Origin of the sequence: Microbacterium sp. UCD-TDU (assembly GCF_000340625.1) — a bacterium.
In the GTDB taxonomy this organism is placed as follows: Bacteria; Actinomycetota; Actinomycetes; order Actinomycetales; family Microbacteriaceae; genus Microbacterium; species Microbacterium maritypicum.
The window spans coordinates 367,670-389,238 of sequence record NZ_AOSO01000005.1; the positions used below are offsets into that span (position 1 = coordinate 367,670).

The 21,569-nt window shown below is 70.3% G+C and carries 19 protein-coding genes; 9 read left to right on the forward strand and 10 right to left on the reverse strand.

The genetic code is table 11. The annotated features are described in order from the left end of the window. Positions 1-13 precede the first annotated feature (13 nt). From dhaK to D514_RS21780, 6 genes are all read left to right on the forward strand, one after another. On the forward strand, positions 14-1,006 hold the full coding sequence (gene dhaK, locus D514_RS21760; RefSeq protein ID WP_031205385.1) for a dihydroxyacetone kinase subunit DhaK: 993 nt from the start codon (positions 14-16) through the stop codon (positions 1,004-1,006). Continuing rightward, on the forward strand, positions 1,006-1,647 hold the full coding sequence (gene dhaL / locus D514_RS21765; RefSeq protein WP_017828381.1) for a dihydroxyacetone kinase subunit DhaL: 642 nt from the start codon (positions 1,006-1,008) through the stop codon (positions 1,645-1,647). Before dhaK ends, dhaL begins: the two co-directional genes overlap by 1 nt. Then, positions 1,647-4,163: a phosphoenolpyruvate--protein phosphotransferase gene (ptsP, locus tag D514_RS0118880; protein WP_017828382.1), complete on the forward strand. Its 2,517-nt coding sequence runs from the start codon at positions 1,647-1,649 to the stop codon at positions 4,161-4,163. Before dhaL ends, ptsP begins: the two co-directional genes overlap by 1 nt. A gap of 79 nt (positions 4,164-4,242) precedes the next feature. Next, a complete protein-coding gene (gene paaI, locus D514_RS21770) occupies positions 4,243-4,671 on the forward strand; it encodes a hydroxyphenylacetyl-CoA thioesterase PaaI (protein WP_017828383.1) in 429 nt (142 codons plus the stop codon). Between the two features lie 22 nt (positions 4,672-4,693). Then, a complete protein-coding gene (gene paaK / locus D514_RS21775) occupies positions 4,694-6,013 on the forward strand; it encodes a phenylacetate--CoA ligase PaaK (RefSeq protein WP_031205390.1) in 1,320 nt (439 codons plus the stop codon). A 76-nt stretch (positions 6,014-6,089) separates the two neighbouring features. After that, a complete protein-coding gene (locus D514_RS21780; RefSeq protein WP_017828385.1) occupies positions 6,090-6,731 on the forward strand; it encodes a TetR/AcrR family transcriptional regulator in 642 nt (213 codons plus the stop codon). A gap of 20 nt (positions 6,732-6,751) precedes the next feature. On the opposite strand, the gene paaZ is transcribed toward D514_RS21780, so the two are convergent. From paaZ to D514_RS21820, 8 genes are all read right to left on the reverse strand, one after another. After that, the gene (paaZ, locus tag D514_RS21785) at positions 6,752-8,833 is read right to left on the reverse strand and encodes a phenylacetic acid degradation bifunctional protein PaaZ (RefSeq protein WP_017828386.1); all 2,082 of its coding nucleotides are present in this window, start codon (positions 8,831-8,833) and stop codon (positions 6,752-6,754) included. 11 nt (positions 8,834-8,844) lie between these two features. Further along, the gene (locus D514_RS21790) at positions 8,845-9,714 is read right to left on the reverse strand and encodes a 3-hydroxyacyl-CoA dehydrogenase family protein (RefSeq protein ID WP_017828387.1); all 870 of its coding nucleotides are present in this window, start codon (positions 9,712-9,714) and stop codon (positions 8,845-8,847) included. Then, positions 9,711-10,466, reverse strand: coding sequence for an enoyl-CoA hydratase/isomerase family protein (locus tag D514_RS21795; RefSeq protein ID WP_017828388.1), 756 nt, complete (start codon positions 10,464-10,466; stop codon positions 9,711-9,713). Before D514_RS21795 ends, D514_RS21790 begins: the two co-directional genes overlap by 4 nt. Next, positions 10,466-11,656, reverse strand: a complete 1,191-nt coding sequence (locus D514_RS21800) for an acetyl-CoA C-acyltransferase (RefSeq protein WP_017828389.1) — start codon at positions 11,654-11,656, stop codon at positions 10,466-10,468. Before D514_RS21800 ends, D514_RS21795 begins: the two co-directional genes overlap by 1 nt. 132 nt (positions 11,657-11,788) lie before the next feature. Continuing rightward, a complete protein-coding gene (locus tag D514_RS21805) occupies positions 11,789-13,108 on the reverse strand; it encodes an MFS transporter (RefSeq protein ID WP_017828390.1) in 1,320 nt (439 codons plus the stop codon). Between the two features lie 134 nt (positions 13,109-13,242). Next, positions 13,243-14,661 carry a dihydrolipoamide acetyltransferase family protein gene (locus D514_RS21810; protein ID WP_017828391.1) on the reverse strand — a complete coding sequence of 473 codons (1,419 nt, stop codon included), beginning with the start codon at positions 14,659-14,661 and terminating at the stop codon, positions 13,243-13,245. After that, complete coding sequence (locus tag D514_RS21815) at positions 14,658-15,683, reverse strand: alpha-ketoacid dehydrogenase subunit beta (RefSeq protein WP_017828392.1); 1,026 nt, start codon at positions 15,681-15,683, stop codon at positions 14,658-14,660. Before D514_RS21815 ends, D514_RS21810 begins: the two co-directional genes overlap by 4 nt. After that, positions 15,680-16,798: a thiamine pyrophosphate-dependent enzyme gene (locus D514_RS21820; protein WP_017828393.1), complete on the reverse strand. Its 1,119-nt coding sequence runs from the start codon at positions 16,796-16,798 to the stop codon at positions 15,680-15,682. The genes D514_RS21815 and D514_RS21820 overlap by 4 nt, the downstream gene beginning before the upstream one ends. A gap of 151 nt (positions 16,799-16,949) precedes the next feature. On the opposite strand from D514_RS21820, the gene D514_RS21825 reads away from it, so the two are divergent. The 3 genes from D514_RS21825 to D514_RS21835 all read left to right on the forward strand — a co-directional run bounded on the left by D514_RS21825 (position 16,950) and on the right by D514_RS21835 (position 20,652). Beyond that, positions 16,950-17,603, forward strand: a complete 654-nt coding sequence (locus D514_RS21825; protein ID WP_017828394.1) for a winged helix-turn-helix transcriptional regulator — start codon at positions 16,950-16,952, stop codon at positions 17,601-17,603. Between the two features lie 142 nt (positions 17,604-17,745). Continuing rightward, on the forward strand, positions 17,746-19,185 hold the full coding sequence (locus D514_RS21830; protein WP_017828395.1) for an aldehyde dehydrogenase family protein: 1,440 nt from the start codon (positions 17,746-17,748) through the stop codon (positions 19,183-19,185). Between the two features lie 3 nt (positions 19,186-19,188). Continuing rightward, a complete protein-coding gene (locus D514_RS21835; RefSeq protein ID WP_017828396.1) occupies positions 19,189-20,652 on the forward strand; it encodes a GMC family oxidoreductase in 1,464 nt (487 codons plus the stop codon). A 162-nt stretch (positions 20,653-20,814) separates the two neighbouring features. On the opposite strand, the gene D514_RS21840 is transcribed toward D514_RS21835, so the two are convergent. Continuing rightward, positions 20,815-21,186, reverse strand: a complete 372-nt coding sequence (locus D514_RS21840; protein WP_236610894.1) for a DUF202 domain-containing protein — start codon at positions 21,184-21,186, stop codon at positions 20,815-20,817. Positions 21,187-21,199: 13 nt separating this feature from the next. After that, on the reverse strand, positions 21,200-21,556 hold the full coding sequence (locus D514_RS21845) for a YidH family protein (RefSeq protein WP_017828398.1): 357 nt from the start codon (positions 21,554-21,556) through the stop codon (positions 21,200-21,202). Positions 21,557-21,569 lie beyond the last annotated feature (13 nt).

The following is a 21,569-nucleotide window of genomic DNA, read 5'->3' on the forward strand; positions in this document are numbered from 1 at the left end:
AGGAGATCGAATGATGAAGAAGCTCATCAACGCCCCGGAAGACGTTCTCGTCGAATCCCTGAAGGGCGTCGCGCTCGCTCATCCCGAGCTCTCCGTCGACCTCGACAACCACGTCATCACCCGCGCCACCCCCAAGGCGCAGGGCAAGGTCGCCATCGTCTCCGGTGGTGGCTCCGGGCACGAGCCCCTGCACGGCGGCTTCGTCGGCACCGGGATGCTGGATGCCGCCGTGGCCGGTGAGGTGTTCACATCGCCCACCCCCGACCGCGTGCAGGTGGCCACCAAAGCCGTGGATCGCGGAGCCGGTGTGCTCCACATCGTCAAGAACTACACCGGTGACGTGCTGAACTTCGAGATGGCCGCCGAACTCGCCTCCATGGAGGGGATCGAGGTCGGCAGCATCATCGTCGACGACGATGTCGCGGTGCAGGACTCCCTCTACACGGCCGGACGCCGCGGAGTGGGTCTCACTGTGCTGCTCGAGAAGATCGTCGGTGCGGCCGCGGAGGAGGGGCGCGACCTCGCCGCCGTGGTCGAGCTCGCCAAGAAGGTGAACGGACAGGGCCGCTCGATGGGCATGGCTCTCACCAGCTGCACGGTCCCCGCTGCGGGCAAGCCCACGTTCGACCTTCCGGATGACCAGATGGAGATCGGCATCGGCATCCACGGCGAACCGGGTCGTCATCGCGAACCCCTCGCCCCGGCGTCCGAGATCGCCCGGCAGCTGGTCGAGCCGATCCTCGCCGACCTCGATGCCGCAGGGCCCGCGATCGTGATGCTCAACGGCATGGGGGCGACGCCGCTCATCGAGCTGTATCTCATGTACGGCGAGGTCGCAGCGCTTCTCGAGAAGTCCGGCGTGCAGGTGGCCAGGAATCTCGTCGGCAACTACATCACCTCGCTCGACATGGCCGGCTGCTCGGTGACGCTGCTCAAGGCCGACGATGAGCTGCTGCGGTTGTGGGATGCCCCGGTGAACACCCCCGGTCTGCGGTGGGGCGTCTGATGGCCGCGGTCGACACCGTCGTGCTCGCCGACTGGGTCTCCCGGTTCGGTGCGGTCGTCACCGAGAAGCGCGACTGGCTCACCGAACTCGACTCGGCCATCGGCGACGCCGACCACGGAGCCAACATGGCCCGCGGCATGAGCGCCGTCGGCGAGAAGCTCTCCGCCGGAACGCCAGGAACGGTCGATGAGCTGCTCAAGACCGTCGGGATGACTCTCGTCAGCTCCGTCGGTGGAGCCAGCGGTCCGCTCTACGGAACGTTCTTCCTGAGGATGGGGATGGCGGCGGGGCCGGTGGCGGACCTCGACGGCCCCGCTCTCGCGGGCGCGCTGCGGGCAGGACTCGACGGCATCGTCGCGCGGGGCAAGGCCGAAGCGGGGGACAAGACCATGTTCGACGCGATGGCGCCAGCGGTCGACGCGATGGACGCCGCGCTCGCCGCGGGGGCATCGGTTCCGGACGCGGCCAAGGCCGCCGCCGACGCGGCCACGGCCGGACGCGACGCCACTCTGCCTCTCGTCGCCCGCAAGGGCAGGGCGAGCTACCTCGGGGAGCGCAGCGCCGGGCACCTCGACCCGGGGGCGGCATCGACGGCGATCCTCTTCGACACGCTCGCCGCGGCGGTCGCGGACGACGCCTGATGATCGGCATCGTCGCCGTCTCCCACAGTGCACGGCTCGGGGAGGCGGCGCTGGAGCTTGCCCTGCAGATGGTCCATGACGGCGGTGTGCGGGTGAAGGTGGCGGCCGGAGCCGGCGTGGATGCCGATGGCGTACCGATCCTCGGAACCGACGCCGTCGCGGTGGCAGCGGCCATCGATGAGCTCGCCGCGGACTGCGACGGCGTGCTCGTCCTCATGGACCTGGGTTCCGCTGTGCTCAGCGCCGAGCTCGCTCTCGAGCTGCGATCCAGCGTCGTGCCCGTGCGGCTCGCGCCGGCCCCGTTCGTGGAGGGACTCCTCGCCGCCGCGGTGTCTGCGGCGGCCGGCGGGTCGCTCGACGACGTCGCCTCGGAGGCGACGGCCGCGCTCGGAGCGAAGACCGGCGCGCTCGGTGTCGAGGAAGAGCACGTATCGGGGACCCCTGATACGCCGGTGTCGGACGCGGACGCGGACGTCCAGGTGCGCCGCGTGCGCGTGCGCAATCCGCTCGGCATCCACGCGCGTCCTGCGGCACTGATCGCCAAGGCGGCGGCAGGAGCGGACGTGCGCCTGCGTCGCCTTCCCGATGGCCCCGATGCCGCGGCGGCGAGCCTGACGCGTCTCCTGGTCCTCGGCGCGCGGCACGGGGACGAACTGGAGCTTTCCGCACATGGCGATGGCGCGACGGAGGTGCTCGATCGCCTGGTCGCGCTGTTCGACGACGGCTTCGGTGAGGGCACCGACGACGTGAGTCAGGAGAGCCGACCCGAGAGCGACGCCGTACCGACGACGAGAGCCGCGGAAGCTCCGCCCTCGACGCCGGAGAAGGGGACGGGTCCGACGCGCGAGTTCGCGGCCGGCTCCGTGCTTCGCGGGCGCGGGGTGAGCCCCGGCCAGGTCGCCGCCCGTGTCGTGCACCTCGCACCCCCGCTTCCCGAACCCGACCCCGACACGGTCGTCGCCGAGGCGGATCGGGACTCCGAGGTCTCCGCCATCGAGTGGGCAGCCGTCGCCGTCGCCGATCAGCTGCGCTCGCGCACCGCGCAGGCGACGGGGGAGACCAAGGCGATCCTCGATGCCTCCCGCCTGCTCGCTTCTGATCCTGAGCTGGTGTCGGAGGCGACCGCGCTCGTGCGGTCGAAGGGACGCAGCGCTGCCCGCGCGGTCTGGGAGACGGCCGTCGTCCACGAGAAGGCTCTCGCTGCGCTCGGGGGTCGGATGGCCGAGCGCATCGCCGACATCCGCGATGTGCGCGACCGGATCATCGCCGAGATCCTCGAGGTCGACATGCCGGGCGTCCCGGAGCGCGATGAGCCCTTCGTCCTGGTCGCCCCCGATCTCGCCCCCGCCGACACCGCGCTGCTCGCCGGGGGAGCATGCGTCGCCCTCGTGACCTCTCAGGGCGGGCCGACTTCGCACACGGCCATCATCGCGCGCTCGCTCGGTCTGCCTGCCGTGGTCGGTCTCGACGACGCCGAAGCGATCCCCGCCGGCGTGATGGTGCTCGTCGACGGCGACCGGGGGACGGTCGAGGTCGAGCCTGCCGAATCGGTCATCGCGCTGGCGCGCGCGTCGGCGACCGCCGTCGACTTCGACGGTGTCGGCGTGCTCGCCGGAGGGTACCGGATCCCGCTCCTCGCCAACGTCGGCGGAGCAGCCGACGCGGTCAGCGCCGCCTCGGCCCATGCGGAGGGCGTCGGGCTCTTCCGGACGGAGTTCTGCTTCCTCGACCGCGTCGATGCTCCGAGCATCGACGAGCAGGTCGCCGCCTACCGCGGTGTGCTGGCCGCCTTCCCCGAGCGCAAGGTCGTCGTGCGCACCCTCGATGCGGGAAGCGACAAGCCGCTGCCGTTCGCCAACGCCGACAGCGAGGACAACCCCGCCCTCGGCGTGCGCGGACTGCGGATCGCGCGCCGCCGCCCCCAGCTCCTCGACGACCAACTGTCTGCGCTCGCTCGGGCGGCTGCCGAAGAGGCGGCGCACGTCGAGGTGATGGCTCCGATGGTGGCGACGGTCGATGAGGCCGCTGGCTTCGCCGAACGGTGCCGGGCCGCAGGTCTCGACCGTGTGGGCATCATGATCGAGACGCCGTCGGCGGCTCTCCTCGCCGCCGAGCTGTTCGAGGTGGTCGACTTCGTCAGCCTCGGCACCAACGATCTCGCGCAGTACACGATGGCGGCGGACCGGCTGCTCAGCGACCTGGGAGATCTGAACGATCCCTGGCAGCCCGCGGTGCTGAGGCTCATCGGTATCGTCGGCGACGCGGGCAGCGCTGCCGGCAAGCCGGTGGGGGTGTGCGGCGAGGCCGGCGGTGACCCCGAGCTCGCACCCGTGCTGGTCGGATTGGGAGTGACATCCCTGTCGATGGCCTCGCGTTCGCTGGGACGGGTCGCTGCGCGGTTGAGCGCGGTGTCCCCGGCGGCGTGCCGTCGAGCGGCGGCAGCCGCGATCGCTGCTCCCTCCGCGGCCGCAGCGCGGGCCGCCGCCGCGGCGGCGCTCGCCGAGTCCGTTGACTAACTGACCGATCGTTCGGTTAGTATGAGCGGGTCGGATGCCACAGGTGCGGCATCCGACCCGCTCGACGAGGAGGTCGACGATGACACAAGCGACGACGCAGGCGACCGACGCCGTGCGACCCAATCGCGCCATGATGGAGCGCGACCGCGCCTCGGCCTCCTTGGGCCTGATCGTCGAACGCGACGATCCGGGGCACGCGGTCGTCTCGATGCGCGTGCGCGATGACATGACCAACGGCTTCCAGATCACCCACGGCGGATTCGTCTTCGCCCTGGCCGACACCGCCTTCGCGATCGCGTGCAACGAAGACGATCGGGTCACGGTCGCTGCCGGCGCGGACATCTCCTTCCTCAAGCCGACCGTCTCCGGCCAGACGCTCACCGCGACAGCGATCCGGCGAGCGCGCACCGGACGCTCCGGCATCTACGACGTGACCGTCGTCGACGAGCAGGGCGACACCGTCGCCGAGTTCCGCGGGCGTTCCCGCACCACCAGCCAGACCTTCTGACCCCCCTGGAGTCCCCGTGTCGATGACGACCGCAACATCCTCCCGTGTCCGCCCGCCCGCATCTGTGGAGCTCGATGCCGAAGAGCGCATGGGTCGCGACGAGATCGCCGCGCTCCAGCTCGCCCGACTGCAGCAGGCCGTGCGCCACGCTTACGCGAACGTGCCCCTCTACACGCGCAAACTCGATGAGGCGGGGGTGCGTCCGGAAGACATCCGCACCCTCGACGACGTGCAGCTGCTGCCCTTCACGACCAAGGAAGACCTGCGCGAGACCTACCCGTTCGGGATGTTCGCGGTGCCGATGTCCGACGTCGCCCGCATCCACGCCTCCAGCGGCACCACGGGGCGACCCACGGTCGTCGGGTACACGCGGGGCGACCTCGACAGGTGGGCCTCGCTGGTGGCACGCTCTCTGCGTGCGAGCGGGATCCGCCGCGGGATGAAGGTGCACAACGCCTACGGATACGGGCTGTTCACCGGCGGTCTCGGCGCGCACGCGGGCATCGAAGCGCTCGGAGCGACCGCCATCCCGATGTCGGGCGGCCAGACCGCGCGCCAGGTGCAGCTCATCCTCGACTTCGAGCCGGATGCGATCCTGTGCACGCCGAGCTACCTCCTCACGATCGCCGATGCGATGGCTGCGCAGGGCGTCGACCCGCGTTCCACATCGTTGAAGGTCGCGGTGCTGGGCGCCGAGCCGTGGTCGAACGAGATGCGTCACGAGCTCGAACAGCGTCTGGGGATCGACGCCCTCGACATCTACGGGCTCAGCGAGGTCATGGGGCCGGGAGTGGGCAATGAGTGCCTCGAGACCAAGGACGGCCCGCATCTGTGGGAGGACCACTTCCTGCCGGAGATCATCGACGGGGACAGCGGGACGGCGCTGCCGGACGGCGAACTCGGCGAGCTCGTCTTCACCTCCCTCACCAAGGAGGCGTTCCCCGTGATCCGCTATCGCACCCGCGATCTCACCCGGCTGCTGCCGGGGACCGCGCGTCCGGGGATGCGACGGATGGAGAAGATCACCGGTCGCAACGACGACATGATCATCCTGCGCGGTGTGAACCTGTTCCCCACGCAGATCGAGGAGCTGGTCCTGGGGATCGAGCAGCTGACCCCGCACTTCATCCTCGAGCTGTCGAAGGAAGGGCGGATGGACACCCTGAAGGTGCGCATCGAGCGCCACCCCGACCTGTCGGTGGAGACCTGCCAGAGCGCGGCGGAGGTGCTCGCGCAGCGGATCAAGATCTTCGTGGGATCGACCGTCGCGGTGCAGCTCGCCGAACCGGGGACGCTGCCTCGGAGCGAGGGGAAGTACAAGCGGGTGTACGACCTGCGGTGACGATGTGCGACACCGCGGTCGCCTCGCGGCCGATGCTCCGGTGCGCACGCCCCATCGGGTGCGAGACTGTGGGGTGATGTCCGAGATGCAGAGCACACGACGAGGCCGCCCCGGGTACGACCAGCAGGGGATCCTCGGTGTCGCCGTCGCCGCCTTCAACGAATACGGGTACGACGCCACATCGATCGGCATGCTCGCCGAGCGGCTCGGTCTGTCGAAGTCGGCGATCTACCATCACTTCGGCTCGAAGGACGAGATCCTCGACCTCGCTCTCGACGCGGCCCTGAGCGGCCTCGAGGCCGTCGTGGAGAACCCGCTTCCCGAATCGGCCCAGGGGTCGGCTGCGCCCAGCGCGGTCGACAGGCTCGAGCACGTGCTCCGCGGCGCCGTCCGTGTGCTCGTCGACCAGCTGCCGGCCGTGACGCTGCTGCTGCGCGTGCGCGGGAACACCGACGTGGAGCGCAAGGCGCTGATCCGCAGGCGGGCCTTCGACCGTCGGATCACGGCGCTCGTGTCGGAGGCGCAGAGCGAAGGCGCGCTGCGTGCCGACATCGATGCGAGCGTCGTCGCACGACTCGTGTTCGGGATGATCAACTCGATCGTCGAGTGGTACCGCCCCGGCGGACGCGAGGGTGCCGACCGTCTCGCCGACGATGTGGTCGCCCTCGCCCTCGACGGGCTGCGCACGCGCGGTGAGGCCGGAGCCGCGGCCGTCTGACCCCGACTCCGGCGCCGCCGCTACGCCGCCGCCTGCTCCTTCGCGACCAGCGTGAGCACGTCGTAGGTGGCCACGATGTCATCGTGCTGATTCTTCAGCACGGCGTCCCAGCGCACCTCTCCGTACTCGTCGGTCTCGCGCGGGGTGATCTGCTTCGCGGTGAGCTCCACACGGATGTCGTCGCCGGGGGAGACCGGCGTCACGAACCTCAGGTTCTCCAGCCCGGAGTTCGCCAGCACGGGACCGGGCGCCGGGTCGACGAAGAGCCCCGCAGCCCATGACACCAGCAGATATCCGTGCGCGACGCGTCCGGGGAAGAACGGGTTCGCGGAGGCTGCGGTCTCATCCATGTGCGCATAGAACGTGTCGCCGGTGAACGCCGCGAACGTCTCGATGTCGTCGAGGGTCACGGTGCGCGAGCCGCTTCTGACCTGATCGCCCACGTGGAGCTCGGCCAGAGACTTGCGGAACGGATGCACGCCGCCGTCCTGCTCGTAGGGGCGGGCGGCCGCGCCCTGATGCCAGACGCCGGTGAGGGCGGTCATCATCGTCGGAGAACCCTGCACGGCCGTGCGCTGCATGTGGTGCAGCACCGCGCGGATGCCGCCGAGCTCCTCACCTCCGCCCGCGCGGCCTGGGCCGCCGTGCACGAGGTTCGGGAGCGGGGAGCCGTGCCCGGTCGAGCTGCGGGCATCGTCGCGGTCGAGGAAGAGCACGCGTCCGTTGTAGGCGGCCATGCCGGTCGCGAGCGCGACGGCGACCTCGGGGTCGTGCGTGGCCACACTCGTCACGAGCGAGCCGCCGCCGCGTGCCACCAGCGCGCTCGCCTCGTCGAGGGTGCCGTAGCCGATGATGCTCGACACCGGGCCGAACGCCTCGATCTCATTGACCGCCGGGCTCTGGGCATCGGGGAATCGCAGCAGCATCGGTGCGACGAAGGCGCCGTCGGGGGCGGGTCCGTCGCTGCCGTCGACGTGGCGCACGATCGGGGCGTCCGTCGTGCCGATCACGAGTTCTCCGCCGCCGGCCTGCAGGCGCCCCACCTGACGCAGCACCTCCTCACGCTGCGCGGTCGAGGCGAGCGGACCCATCGTGACCCCCTCGGCGCGCGGGTCGCCGAGGACGACCCGCGCGGACAGCCGCTCGCGGACCGCGGCGATGACGTCGTCGACGGCAGCCGTCGGCACGATCGCGCGACGGATGGCCGTGCACTTCTGCCCGGCCTTCGTGGTCATCTCGGCGACGAGCTGCTTGATGTAGGCATCGAACTCGGGCGTGCCGGCGACGGCATCCGTTCCGAGGATCGACGCGTTTATCGAGTCGGTCTCGCTCGTGAAGCGCACGCCTCCCGTCTGCACGCACTCGTGCGCGCGCAGCTGCTCTGCTGTCGACGCCGAACCGGTGAAGGCCACGAGGTCGCCGAGCCGCAGCTCGTCGAAGAGATCGGGCACGCTGCCGGAGACGAGCTGCAGCGAGCCGGCGGGGAGCAGACCGGACTCGACCATCACGCGCACCATCGCCTCGGCGAGATACCCGGTCGGGGTCGCCGGCTTCACCAGGGTGGGGACGCCGGCGAGGAATGCGGGAGCGAACTTCTCCAGCGCCCCCCAGACCGGGAAGTTGAAGGCGTTGATCTGCACCGCCACGCCCCGCAGGCGCGTGTAGATGTGGCGGCCGAGGAAGGAGCCGTCCTTGGAGAGGTTCTCCACGCCGCCGTCGACATAGACCTTGGCGTTGGGCAGCTCGCGACGGCCCTTGCTGGAGTACGCGAACAGCACGCCGATCCCACCGTCGATGTCCACCCACGAGTCCTGTGTCGTGGCGCCGGTGCGGCTGGAGAGCGCGTACAGCTCGGCCTTGCGTTCGGTGAGGGCGAGGGCGAGTTGCTTGAGCCGCACGGCGCGCTGGTGGAACGTGAGCTCCCCGAGCGAGGCCTGCCCGACCGTGCGGGCGTGGTCGAGCGCGGCACCCAGGTCGAGTCCGTCGGTCGAGACGCGGGCCACGACCTCTCCCGTCGAGGCATCGCGCACCTCGGTGGCCCGAGCCGCGGACGCCGGCGTCCACCACTCTCCCTCGACGTAGCTGGGGAGGATCTCGGTCATCTCAGTTCCCTTCATGAGGCGTCCCATTCATAGAAGCCGCGTCCGCTCTTGCGGCCGAGGTGCCCCTCGGCGACCAGGCGGCGCAGCAGGGCCGGAGGTTCGAAGCGCTCACCCAGATGGGCGGCGAGGTACTCGGCGATGCCCAGCCGCACGTCGAGTCCGACGATGTCGGTGAGGCGGAGTGGTCCGACCGGGTGCTTGTATCCGAGCGTCATCGCCGTGTCGATGTCTTCGGCGGAGGCGACGCCCTCCTCGAGCATGCGGATCGCCTCGAGTCCGAGCGCGACACCGAGCCGGGACGACGCGAAGCCGGGAGCATCGGCGACGACGATCGGCGTCTTGCCGAGGGCGGCGACCCAGCCGCGGGCGGAGTCGACGAGCGGGGGAGCGGTGCTCGCTCCGCGCACGATCTCGACGAGCGTGGAGGCAGGCACGGGGTTGAAGAAGTGCATGCCGAGCAGGTGCGAGGGGCGATCGAGCACGGCGGCCAGCTCGTCGATCGAGATGGAGGAGGTGTTCGAGGCGATCACGGCGTCGGAGGCGACGTGTGCGTCGACTCGGCGGAGCGCATCGATCTTGAGCGCGAGATCCTCGGGCACCGCCTCGACGACGAGGGTGCACGGGGCGAACAGTGCGGCATCCGTTCCCGTCGAAAGACGCTCCCGATACTCCTCGACGGGTGCGAGCGCCGTGCCTCTGGCGATCGATGAGTCGACCGACTCGAGCACACGGGCGGCAGCCGCCTGTGCGGCGTCGGCATCGCGCTCGACGACGGTGACCCGGGAACCGGCGAGCAGGAACGCGTGGGCGATGCCGGCGCCCATCCGTCCGCCGCCGAGCACGCCCACGTGCCCAGGGGCGAGGGAGCTGGTCTCGGTCATCGGTCTCTCCGCTCCAGGAAGTCGGTCATCCGTCGGAATTTCTCCGGGCTCTCGAACAGCTCGGCCTGTGCCTCCAGGTCGACGGCGGGGTGGTGGTCACGAGGCGCGCGGAACACGCGCTTGGTCGCGATGGTGGCTGCGGGGTCGTTCCGGACGATGCGATCGACGATGGCGTGCGCGGCCGGCAGCAGCGCCGCCTGCTCGTGGATCGCCGAGACGAGTCCGATGCGCAGCGCCTCCTCGGCCTTCACGGTGCGACCGGTGAGCAGCAGCTCGATCGCCCTGGCATCTCCGACGATCTCCTTCAGCCGCCATCCGGCTCCTGCCGCGGCGAGGATGCCCAGTCCGGTCTCGGGGTTGCCGATGGCGATGGACGGGGTCGCGATGCGGATGTCGGCGGCATAGGCGAGTTCGGCTCCGCCCCCGAGCGCATATCCGTCGATCGCCGCGATGACCGGCATGGGCAGTTCGGCGAGGCGGATGAACGCGTGGGCGTTGATACCGCGCAGTGCGTCGGCCGCGCGGCGCTCGCGCAGCTCGGCGATGTCGGCCCCGGCCGCGAACACGCCGCCGGCGCCGGTGAGGATCAAGGGGCGCGGTGCGGCTTCGAGCTCGGCGCACAGCGTGTGCAGCGCATCGATGGTGGCCTGGTCGATCGCGTTGCGCTTGTGCGGACGATGGAGCGTCGCGACCACACGGTCGCCGTGCCTTTCGACGAGGAGGGGCTCGCCGGTGGGTGAGGGTTCCGACATCACACCTTCTCCACGATCAGGGCGGCACCCTGTCCGACGCCGACGCACATGGTGGCCAGGCCGTAACGCGACCCCTCGCGTTCCATGCGGCCGAGGAGGGTGACCAGCAGTCGGGACCCGGACGAACCGAGCGGGTGGCCCAGGGCGATGGCTCCACCGTCGGCGTTCACGCGCGATTCGTCGAGGCCGAGCCGTCGGATGCAGGCGATGGATTGCGTGGCGAAGGCCTCGTTGAGCTCGATCGAGCCGATGTCGTCGATCGACAGGCCCGCCCGTCGCAGCGCCTTCTGCGTCGCGGGAACCGGACCCAGGCCCATGACCTCGGGTGCGAGGCCCGCACTGGTGCCGGCGACGATGCGAGCACGCGGCACCAGACCGTAGCGCTCGACTGCCGCAGCGCTCGCCACCACGATCGCGGAGGCGCCGTCGTTGAGGGCGCTGGAGTTGCCCGCGGTGACGACCTGACCGCCGGCCACGACGGGTCGCAGCCGCGCGAGGCCCTCGAGCGTCGTCTCCGGGCGCGGACCCTCGTCGACCGTGACCTCGCCGGAGCCGACGGGTACGCCGACGATCTCCGCCTCGAACCTTCCGCCGGCGACCGCCGCGGCGGCCCGCTCCTGCGAGCGCAGCGCGAAGGCATCCGCCTCGTCTCGGCTGATGCCGTCGATGCGGGCGACTTCCTCCGCCGTCTCCGGCATCGAGAACGTCGCCTTCTCGCGCGCCAGGAGGCGCGGATTCGGGAAGCGCCAGCCGATCGAGGTGTCGAACGCGGCACCGGGCTTCGCCCAGGCCTTCTCCGGCTTGGCCTGCACCCAGGGCGCGCGGGTCATCGACTCGACCCCGCCGGCGAGGATCACATCGGCGTCGCCGGCGCGGACGGCCTGCGCCGCCATCGTGACGGCGGACATCCCCGAGGCGCAGAGCCGGTTGACCGTGATTCCGGGGACGCTGTCGGGAAGCCCCGCGAGCAGCACCGCCATCCTGGCGACGTTGCGGTTGTCTTCCCCTGCTTGGTTGGCGGCACCGAGGATGACTTCGTCGATCTCGACCCGCAACGGGTCGACTCCCGCGCGCAGTGCCGCTTCGCGCACGACGATCGATGCGAGGTCGTCCGGGCGGACGGAGGCGAGGGCGCCACCGTAGCGTCCGACCGGGGTGCGTACGCCTCCCACGAGGTATGCCTCGGTCATGCGGAACTCCTGACTGCGTTGTCTCGACGGGTGGCCCGTGTCCGGACGATCGATCCGAATTACTGACCGATCGTCCGGTAATTATGTCACAGACTCAGGGATCGCTGTGATCCCTGGTGGTCGACCCGTTGCTCACGTGAGCAGATCGACGCCCTTGGTCTCCTTGACGAGGGAGACCCCGATGAGCGAGATCACCGCGGCGACCGCGATGTAGACGCCGATCGTCCAGGCCGCGTGGAACTGGTTCATCAGCGCTTCGGCGATCATCGGCGCGAATGCCCCGCCGAGGATCGCGCCGAGGGCGTAGCCGATGGAGACTCCCGAGTAGCGCACGTTCGCGGGGAACATCTCGGCGTAGAGCGCGGCCTGGGGCCCGTAGGAGAGGCCGAGAGCGAACGTCATCACGAACAACGCCACGAAGTACCAGAGGATGTTCGCGGTGTCGATCAGGAACCACATCGGCACCGCCCACAGGGCGAGTGCGACGTACCCGATCTGGAAGGTGCGGATGCGACCGAGTCGATCGGAGAGGTGTCCTCCCCAGAGGGTGAAGATGAGCCATCCGAACGACGCGAGCGTCGTCGCCAGCAGAACCGGAGGGCGCTCCATGCCGAGCGTCGTGACGGCGTAGGTCGCGAAGAACGCGATGAGCAGGTAACCCGCCGCGTTGTTGGCGATGAAGATGATGGCGGTCAGGACCACCTGCTTGGTGTTCTGGCGGAACAGGCGGCTCAGCGGAGCGGATGCCTCCTTGCGGCGACGTCGCAGATCCTCGAAGACCGGGCTCTCGTCGACGGCACGGCGGATCACGTAGCCGACCGCGATGAGCACGATCGAGAGCAGGAACGGGATGCGCCAGCCCCACTCGAGGAAGGCCTCCGGCGACATCGAGCTGGTGAGCACCCACAGGGTCGAGGTGGCGAGGATCATGCCGACCGGGACGCCGATCTGCGGGAACGCGCCGAAGAGTCCTCGTCGGTTGCTCGGCGCATGCTCGACCGCCATCAGCGCGGCTCCGCCCCACTCTCCGCCCGCGGAGAATCCCTGCACGATGCGGAGCAGGATCAGCAGGATGGGCGCGGCGACGCCGATCGTGGCGTAGGTCGGGAGGATGCCGATGAGCGACGTGGACAGCCCCATCATGATGAGGGTGAGCACGAGCATCTTCTTGCGCCCGAGCTTGTCGCCGAGGTGGCCGGCGACGATCGCGCCGAGGGGGCGGAAGAGGAAGGAGATGCCGATGGTCGCGAACGAGAGGACCTGGGCGAAGCCGGGGCTCTCCTGGGCGATCGGGGCCAGGAACAGCGGTGCGAGCACCAATCCCGCGGCCTGGGCGTAGATGAAGAAGTCGTACCACTCGATCGAGGTGCCAACGAGGGTGCCGGCGAGCACCCGCCGTTCTTCGGCGGGCATCCGTGCGGACGAGGTGCGGTCGGAGACTGCTGACGTCATGCGAACTCCATTGTTCTGCGATTCCGGGAGGGGAGGGCGCCGAGGCGCCCCGGCTATTCATGACCGAATGGTCGGTCAGTAATTGCCGAGCGTAGCGCATCGGCGCCGTCGGAATCGAGAACCCGCGCTTTCGGTCAGACCCTCCCGAACGCTCGCAGTGGGTGCTCGATGAGTTCGGTCACCCGCCGCAGGAAGCCGGCGGCGTAGCCGCCGTCGCACACGCGGTGGTCGAACGCGAGCGAGACCTGGACGATCCGGCGAGCCACGATCGCCCCGTCGACCACCCACGGGCGCTCGATGATCCGGCCGATGCCGAGGATCGCCACATCCGGGTGATTGATGATCGCGGCCGAGCCGTCGACACCCAGACCTCCGTAGTTGTTGAGCGTGAAGGTCGACCCGCGCAGGCGCTCCGGCGGCATCGCGCCGGAGCGCGCCGTGACGGTGAGTTCGCGCAGCGCCGTGTCCAGCTGCGCCACGGTGAGCTCGTGAGCGCGCGGGAGCACCGGCACCAGGAGCCCCCGTTCCGTATCCGCGGCGATCCCGAGGTTCACGCCGTCGAAGGAGATGATCTCGTCTCCGCTCTCGCTGAGCCGCGACGCCAGCAGAGGATGGTCCTCCAGCGCGAGCAGCACGAATCGGGCGAGGAGTGCGGTCAGGGACGGGGCCTTCCCGCCCTCGGGGGCCATCTGCCCGCGCAGGTCCCACAGGGCCGTGGCGTCGACGTCGACCCAGACGGTGGCCTCGGGGATCTCGGACCTGCTGCGGGTGAGCTTGGCGCTGACGGCCCGACGCAGGGGAGACATCCGTTCGCGGGCGCGCACCCCGAGCCCGTCCACGGTCTCGCCGGCTCGAGGTCCTGTGGTGCCGGCGTGGTGGGCGGCGCCGTCGACGGCGCTGTCGACGGCGGCTCGCAGCACGTCGGCGCGGGTGACGGCGCCGTCGGCGCCGGTCGCGGTGATCGCGTGCACGTTGAGACCGAGATCCCTGGCGAGTCGACGCACGAGCGGAGAGCGGACGGCGACAGGTCGGCGGTCGGCCGGATCCGAAGGTGCGCGAGCCTCGGAGGTGCGGGGCGCCGCATGCGACGCCCCCGGCGCCGGCGGCGACACCTGCTCGCGCGGCGCGGACACCGAGGCGGCGGACGGGCGGCGTCGTCCCTTCGTGGTGCGCGCGGTCGTTCCATAGCCGATGAGGACGTTCCCGGAACCCGCGCGCTCCTCCTCGCGGTACGCCTCATGCTCGGGCTGGGCCCCAGGAGACGGGGCGGACGGCGCCGGCGACGTCAGGGGATCGGCCACTTCGAGCACCGGGGCGCCGACGTCGATCGTGTCGCCGGCGGTGCCGTGCAGAGCGGTGACCACTCCGGCGAAGGGCGACGGCAGCTCGACGATGCTCTTCGCGGTCTCGACCTCGGCGATCGGCTGATCGGTCGTGATGGTGTCGCCCACGGCGACGAGCCACTGCACGAGGCCCGCCTCGGTCAGGCCCTCACCGAGGTCGGGGAGCCGGAACACCCGGGCGCCCGCATGCGGCTTCAGCGGAGTGCTCATGCCTCGTCCTCCCAGTGCAGCGTGTCGATCGCGTCGAGCACGCGGTCGACGTCGGGGAGGTACCAGTGCTCGAGCTTCGGAGGGGCGTAGGGGGTGTCGAAGCCTGTCACCCGTCGTACGGGCGCGGCGAGGTACTCGAAGCAGCGCTCGAACACCCTGGCCTGGATCTCGGATGCCACGCTCACGTAGCCCGGCGCCTCGGCGATCACGACGGCGCGACCGGTCGACTTCACGGCGGCGGTCACGGTGGCGTCATCGAACGGCGAGAGCGAGCGGACGTCGACGACCTGCACGCTGCGTCCTTCGGCGGCGGCGACCTCGGCCGCTTCGAGCGCCAGAGGCACGGAGGCTCCGTAGGCCAGAAGCGTCACATCCGTGCCGTCGCGGGCGATGCGTGCTGTTCCCAGCTCCACCGTGATCGAGGTGTCGACCTCGCCCTTGGCCCAGTAGAGCTTCTTGGGCTCGAGGAAGATCACAGGGTCGGGGGAGGCGATGGCCGCACGCAGCAAGGAGTAGGCATCCTGCGGCGTGGCCGGGCTGACGACGGTGAGGCCCGGCGTGTGCGCGTAGTAGGCCTCGGACGAGTCGCAGTGATGCTCGACACCGCCGATGCCGCCGCCGAACGGGATGCGGATCACCAGAGGCATCCGCATGCCGCCGCGGGTGCGGTTGCCGAGCTTGGCGACATGGCTGACGACCTGCTCGAACGCGGGGAGCGCGAACGCATCGAACTGCATCTCCACCACGGGGCGCAGACCGTTCATGGCCATGCCGACGGCGGTGCCGACGATGCCGGATTCCGCGAGCGGGGTGTCGAAGCAGCGCTCTTCGCCGAAGCGCGCGGTGAGTCCGTCGGTGATGCGGAAGACGCCGCCCAGCGCGCCCACGTCCTCGCCGAAGACCACGACATCCGGATCGGACTCGATGGCGTCGGCCAGCGCTCTGTTGAGCGCGGCAGCCATCGTCATCGTCGTCGTGCCGGACGCGGTCTCGGTGCGGGTGTCGTCCTGTGCGATCGTCATCGGTGGCCTCCGTTCAGGGTGCTTCCGGCATCGACGAGACCGGAGCGCTCGATCTCGTCACGCAGCAGGTGCCACTGCTCATCGAGCTGCGGGGATCGGGTCGCGGTCACGAAGCGGAACAGGTCTTCGGGATCGAGGTCGGCATCGGTGTTCAGGGCGGCCCTCATCGCGGTCGCGATCTCCTCCGCGCCCGCCGCGAAGCGCTCCTCGGCCTCGGCGTCGAGTGCGCCGGTGGAGGTGAGGTGTGCGCGCAGTCGCACCAGCGGATCGCGGGCGACCCAGGCCTGCACCTCGTCGCGCTCGCGATAGCGGGTGTCGTCGTCGGCGTTGGTGTGCGCCTGCATCCGATACGTGTGCGCCTCGATGAGGGACGGGCCGCCACCGGCACGGGCGCGGGACACGGCATCGCCGAGCACGGCGAGGACCGCGGCGACGTCGTTGCCGTCGACGCGCTGTCCCGGCATACCGTAGCCGACGGCCTTGTGGGCGAGGGAGGGGGCCGCCGTCTGCCGCGCGAGCGGGACCGAGATCGCGAACTCGTTGTTCTGCACGAAGAAGACCACGGGGACGTGGAACACCGCGGCGAAGTTCATCGCCTCGTGGAAGTCGCCCTCGCTGGTCGCACCGTCGCCGCAGAGGGCGAGCACCACGGTGTCCTCGCCCCGATGCTTCGCGGCCTGGGCGAAGCCGACCGCATGCAGCAGCTGCGTGGCGAGCGGCGTGGCCTGTGGTGCGACGCGATGCGCGCGCACGTCGTACCCCGAGTGCCAGTCGCCTTTGAGCAGGACCATGGCGTCGGCGGGCGCGACCCCGCGAGCGATCACGGCGACCGAGTCGCGATAGGTCGGGAACAGCCAATCGGTGGAGCCGAGCACCATCGCGGCGCCGACCTGGCAGGCCTCCTGGCCGTGCGAAGACGGGTAGACGGCGAGGCGCCCCTGGCGCACCAGGGCTCCGGCCTGATCGTTGATGCGTCGGCCCTCGACCAGCCCGCGGTAGGCGGCCAGGAGGGTGTCGGTGTCGGGGAGAGCGTACCGGTCGTCCCCGACCGTCGCTCCGCTCTGGTCGATCAATTGCACCGCGGTGTCTCGCGGGAGCAGGTCGGTGTGCAGCATGCGTTCGCCCTCCTTGCCGAACTCGGTGAGGACAGCTTGCCCGCGGGGCGACAGTCATCCAAGATCTTTTGGAGAATCCTGGATGAATGCGGCCGGAGTAAGGCATTCTTGATCGAAGTGTCAGAAATACTGCGCTGAGGAGAGGGGTCGCATGGTCGCTCTGGACGAGACGGATCGCGCGATCCTCGAAGAGCTGCGCCATGACGCGCGGGCATCCATGACGGCGATCGCGGACGCGGTGCACATCTCCCGCGCCGGCGCCCACGCGCGCATCAAGCGCCTGACCGATGCCGGCGTCATCACGGGGTACTCCGTGCGCACCGATCCCGNGAAGTGTCAGAAATACTGCGCTGAGGAGAGGGGTCGCATGGTCGCTCTGGACGAGACGGATCGCGCGATCCTCGAAGAGCTGCGCCATGACGCGCGGGCATCCATGACGGCGATCGCGGACGCGGTGCACATCTCCCGCGCCGGCGCCCACGCGCGCATCAAGCGCCTGACCGATGCCGGCGTCATCACGGGGTACTCCGTGCGCACCGATCCCGTGCTCCTCGGGCACCACGCCAGTGCGTATGTGACCCTCGCGATCGAGCAGGCGACGTGGCAGGCCGTGAGCGAACGGCTGCGCTCGATACCCGAGATCGAGCACATGGCACTGGTCGGGGGCGACTTCGACGTGATCCTGCTGGTGCGGGCGAACGATGCTCGCGATCTGCGTCGCATCGTGCTGGAGGACATCCAGGCGATCCCGTCGATCCGCTCGACGAAGACCACGCTCATCTTCGAGGACTACCCCCGCAACTGAGCCCCGACCGGATCATCCTTCGCACTCGGACATCTGCGGCGCGCTCCGGGACAAGTGCGGTGACGGTGCTCGTCCGAGAATGAGAGGACGACCGGCGTCCACCCCGCCGCCGGCCAGCGCCACGCTCGAAGGAGAGACACCGATGTCCGATTCCGCAGCTTCCGCAGCCGCAGCGCTGCTCGCCCGCATCCAGGCCCCCGAGGGTGCCGGCCGCGAGATCCCGGATGCCGCGACCCGCGAGGTCATCGGCAGAGCACCCGTCGCCACGGTCGACGACCTCGACGACGCGATCGCGAGGGCGAAGGCCGCGCAGCCGGGGTGGGAGGCGCTCGGGCACGAGAAGCGCAGCGCGCTGCTGCTCGCCGCGGCCGACGCGATCGACGCCAACGCCGAAGGCCTCGCCCATCTGCTCTCCCGCGAACAGGGCAAGCCGCTCAACGGTCCGAACGCCCGCTTCGAGCTGGGCGCCTGCTCGGCGTGGCTGCGCACCAACGCCACCACGGTGCTCGAGTCGCAGGTGCTCGTCGACGACGACACCATGCACGCCGAGCTCGTCTACAAGGCCGCAGGCGTCGTCGGCGCGATCGGCCCCTGGAACTGGCCGCTGATGATCACGATCTGGCAGATCGGCCCGTCGCTGCGCATGGGCAACACGGTCGTGGCCAAGCCGAGCGAGTACACGCCGTTGAGCGTGCTCGCGATGATCGCCGTGATGAACGAGGTGCTGCCGGACGACGTGCTGATCGGCGTCTCCGGCGACCGCGAGGTGGGGGCTCGACTGTCGTCGCACCCCGACATCGACAAGATCATGTTCACCGGATCGACCGCCACCGGCCGCCGCATCATCGAGAGCTCCGCCGGCAACCTGGCCCGTCTCACCCTCGAGCTCGGCGGCAACGATGCGGGAATCGTGCTGCCGGGCACGGACGCCGCCGCCATCGCGGAGGACCTGTTCTGGGGCGCGTTCATCAACACGGGTCAGACCTGCGCGGCGATGAAGCGTCTCTACGTGCACGACTCCGTCTACGACGATGTCGTCGACGCGCTGGCGGCGATCGCCGGCTCCGTGCCGATGGGCAACGGCCTCGATGAGGGCAATGTGCTCGGACCGCTGCAGAACCGTCCGCAGTTCGACATCGTCAGCCGCCTGGTCGACGATGCCAAGAGCCGCGGCGCGCGCATCGTCACCGGTGGCGAGGCGGCGCCCGAGCTCGGCGAACTCTTCTACCGGCCCACCATCGTCGCCGACATCGACAACGATGCGGCACTGGTGCAGGAGGAGCAGTTCGGCCCGGCGCTTCCCGTGATCCGCTACACCGACGTGGATGAGGCGTTCACCTGGGCGAACGCGGTCGATGTGGGGCTCGGAGCGTCCGTGTGGGCGAGCGATCCCGAGGCGGCGCGCGATGCGGCGTCGCGGATGCAGTCCGGAACGGTGTGGATCAACTCCCACGGCGGGCTGCACCCGATGGTGCCGTTCGGCGGTGTCAAGAGCTCGGGCTACGGCCTGGAGTTCGGCGTCGAGGGGCTCAAGTCCGTGGCCGTCACCCAGGTCGTCTCCGGCCCCGCCAGGAAGGCCTGACCGATGCGCTCCGTCATCGTCGTCGGTGCAGGGACCTCGGGCGCGATCATCGCACGACGCCTGAGCGACGCGGGGGTCGATGTCACCCTCATCGAGGCCGGCGGCTACGACACGAACCCCGCCATCCACGATCCGTCCCGTGCGGGGGAGCTGTGGCACTCCGCCGAGGACTGGGACTTCTTCACCGTCCCGCAGGAGCACGCGGGCGGTCGTCGCCTGCACCTCCCTCGAGGGAAGGTGACGGGCGGATCGCATGCCCTCAACGCCATGATCTGGGTGCGCGGCGCCGCCTCCGACTACGACGCGTGGGAACGCGCGGGGGCCACGGGGTGGGGCTGGTCCGAGGTGGAGCCGGTGTATCAGGCGATCGAGAACGATCTGCTGCCCGTGACCGACGACTACCCCCTCTCGCCGATCCAGGCGTCGATCATCGACGCCGCGGTGCAGGAGGGCCTGCCGCACAACCCCGACTACAACGGGGGAGTGCTCGACGGCGTCTCGCAGGAGCAGGTCACGATGCGGGACGGGCGTCGTGTCAACACCTGGACCGCGTACGCACAGCCGGTGGCCGAGCGCATGACGATCCGCACCGGCGTCGAGGTGCATTCGGTGATCGTGCGCGACGGCCGAGCGGTCGGCGTGCGCCTGGGGGAGGGCGAGGGTGCGGAGGAGGTGTTCGCCGACGACGTGATCCTCTCCGCGGGGGCGATCGGTTCCCCTGTGATCCTGCTGCGCTCCGGGATCGGCCCCGCGGCGGACCTCGCCGCGCTCGGGATCCCGGTCGTGCACGATGCACCCGGTGTCGGCGCCAACCTCCACGATCACCTCCTCTCGCCCGTGATCTTCACCACCCGCCGTCCCGTCGGGCCCCCGCAGCCGGGAGTGTCCGTCACTCAGACGCATCTCTTCTGGCGAAGCCGTGACGAGCTGGCAGAGCCCGACACCCAGCCGATCCACTTCTCCGTTCCCATGTGGGGCGAGCTCGACCCTCGTGGTGACGACGGGTTCACGCTGATGGCTGGCCTGGTGACGCCGCACAGCCGGGGGCGTCTGACGCTGTCCGGCCCTGGTCTGGCCGACCCGCCACTGATCGACCTCGCCGCGCTCCAGGACGATCGCGACGTGGCCGCGCTGGCCGCCTCCGTGCGTCAGTGCCGTCGCATCGGCGCGCGTCCTGCGCTGAGCGAGGAGTGGGGGGCGATCGAGGTGTACCCCGGTCCCGAGGTCGCCGACGATCAGGTCGAGGACTGGGTGCGTCGCACGGCCATCACCTACCACCATCAGGTCGGCACCTGTCGGATGGGGTCCGACGCCGACGCCGTGGTCGATGCCCGCCTGCGCGTGCACGGGGTGGAGGGTCTGCACGTCATGGACGCCTCGGTCATCCCGACCGTGCCCACCGGCAACACGAACGCACCGGCCGCGTTGATCGGCGAGCGCGGCGCCCGATTCCTCCTCGAGGACTGAAGGTCCGGCACAACGCCGACACGCCGAGGCATGGCGCCACGCGGTGCCCCTGCTCGACGACGAGGGCCCGCTGCTCCGGATGCGGCCCGACGCCGAGAGCTGCCGTCTGCGCCGATCGACCTCATCCTGGTCGGTCTGCCGAGGTGACCGTGCCGGGTTCGGTCACATCAGCGGGAGCGCCACGGCGACGAAGATCACCGCAATCGCCCCGAAGCCCGTCGCGAACACGCTGAGCAGGAGCAGGAGGGCACCGCCGGGAAGCGCGCCCGCCGCGCTCCGGGTGAGCACCGCGGTCGCGCGGCGCTGTCGTCTTCGTGCCGCGACCCAGAGCACACAGGCGGTGCCGACGCCGACGACCCCCGGAGCGAAGCCCCAGGCCGCGAAGGCGGGAGGCATCACGAGGGGGAAGACCCGCAGCGAGAGCAGCGAACCGATCGCGATCGCGAGCGCGGTGCGCCGCCACGCCAGCTCGGTCCGCTCCGGCTGCAGGCCGGGGTCGTACAACCGGTGTGGTGACGCGGTGCGGCGCATCATGATCCCGTCGCGTTCAGCGCCACAGGACGCCGGCCAGGACCAGCAGCCCGACCGTCACGACCACGACGGCGAGGAGGATCGCGGACAGGGCTCCGGGCAGCGGCCGCGACTGCCGCAGCGCCCGTTCCGCGCGCATCCACTCCCACCAGGCGAGGGGTGCGACCACGGTCCCGGTGACCATCAGCAGTAGTGAGGCCGCAAGACGGAAGCCCGGATGCAGATCCAGACCGAGCACCTCGAGAGCCACGCCGCCGGCGATCAGTGCGAGCGCGGTTCGGGTCCAGGCCAGGAACGTCCGCTCGTTGGCGAGCGAGAATCGCGGATCCGGCTCTTCTCCGACGGAGTACACGGACGAGGGGAAGCGTCGCATCGCCTCATCGTAT

Bases quoted from the DNA above. Each gene is read 5' to 3' on its own strand.
- dhaK (WP_031205385.1), top strand. From the start codon at position 14: ATGAAGAAGCTCATCAACGCCCCGGAAGACGTTCTCGTCGAATCCCTG.
- dhaL (WP_017828381.1), top strand. From the start codon at position 1,006: ATGGCCGCGGTCGACACCGTCGTGCTCGCCGACTGGGTCTCCCGGTTC.
- ptsP (WP_017828382.1), top strand. From the start codon at position 1,647: ATGATCGGCATCGTCGCCGTCTCCCACAGTGCACGGCTCGGGGAGGCG.
- paaI (WP_017828383.1), top strand. From the start codon at position 4,243: ATGACACAAGCGACGACGCAGGCGACCGACGCCGTGCGACCCAATCGC.
- paaK (WP_031205390.1), top strand. From the start codon at position 4,694: ATGACGACCGCAACATCCTCCCGTGTCCGCCCGCCCGCATCTGTGGAG.
- D514_RS21780 (WP_017828385.1), top strand. From the start codon at position 6,090: ATGTCCGAGATGCAGAGCACACGACGAGGCCGCCCCGGGTACGACCAG.
- paaZ (WP_017828386.1), bottom strand. From the start codon at position 8,833: ATGACCGAGATCCTCCCCAGCTACGTCGAGGGAGAGTGGTGGACGCCG.
- D514_RS21790 (WP_017828387.1), bottom strand. From the start codon at position 9,714: ATGACCGAGACCAGCTCCCTCGCCCCTGGGCACGTGGGCGTGCTCGGC.
- D514_RS21795 (WP_017828388.1), bottom strand. From the start codon at position 10,466: ATGTCGGAACCCTCACCCACCGGCGAGCCCCTCCTCGTCGAAAGGCAC.
- D514_RS21800 (WP_017828389.1), bottom strand. From the start codon at position 11,656: ATGACCGAGGCATACCTCGTGGGAGGCGTACGCACCCCGGTCGGACGC.
- D514_RS21805 (WP_017828390.1), bottom strand. From the start codon at position 13,108: ATGACGTCAGCAGTCTCCGACCGCACCTCGTCCGCACGGATGCCCGCC.
- D514_RS21810 (WP_017828391.1), bottom strand. From the start codon at position 14,661: ATGAGCACTCCGCTGAAGCCGCATGCGGGCGCCCGGGTGTTCCGGCTC.
- D514_RS21815 (WP_017828392.1), bottom strand. From the start codon at position 15,683: ATGACGATCGCACAGGACGACACCCGCACCGAGACCGCGTCCGGCACG.
- D514_RS21820 (WP_017828393.1), bottom strand. From the start codon at position 16,798: ATGCTGCACACCGACCTGCTCCCGCGAGACACCGCGGTGCAATTGATC.
- D514_RS21830 (WP_017828395.1), top strand. From the start codon at position 17,746: ATGTCCGATTCCGCAGCTTCCGCAGCCGCAGCGCTGCTCGCCCGCATC.
- D514_RS21835 (WP_017828396.1), top strand. From the start codon at position 19,189: ATGCGCTCCGTCATCGTCGTCGGTGCAGGGACCTCGGGCGCGATCATC.
- D514_RS21840 (WP_236610894.1), bottom strand. From the start codon at position 21,186: ATGATGCGCCGCACCGCGTCACCACACCGGTTGTACGACCCCGGCCTG.
- D514_RS21845 (WP_017828398.1), bottom strand. From the start codon at position 21,556: ATGCGACGCTTCCCCTCGTCCGTGTACTCCGTCGGAGAAGAGCCGGAT.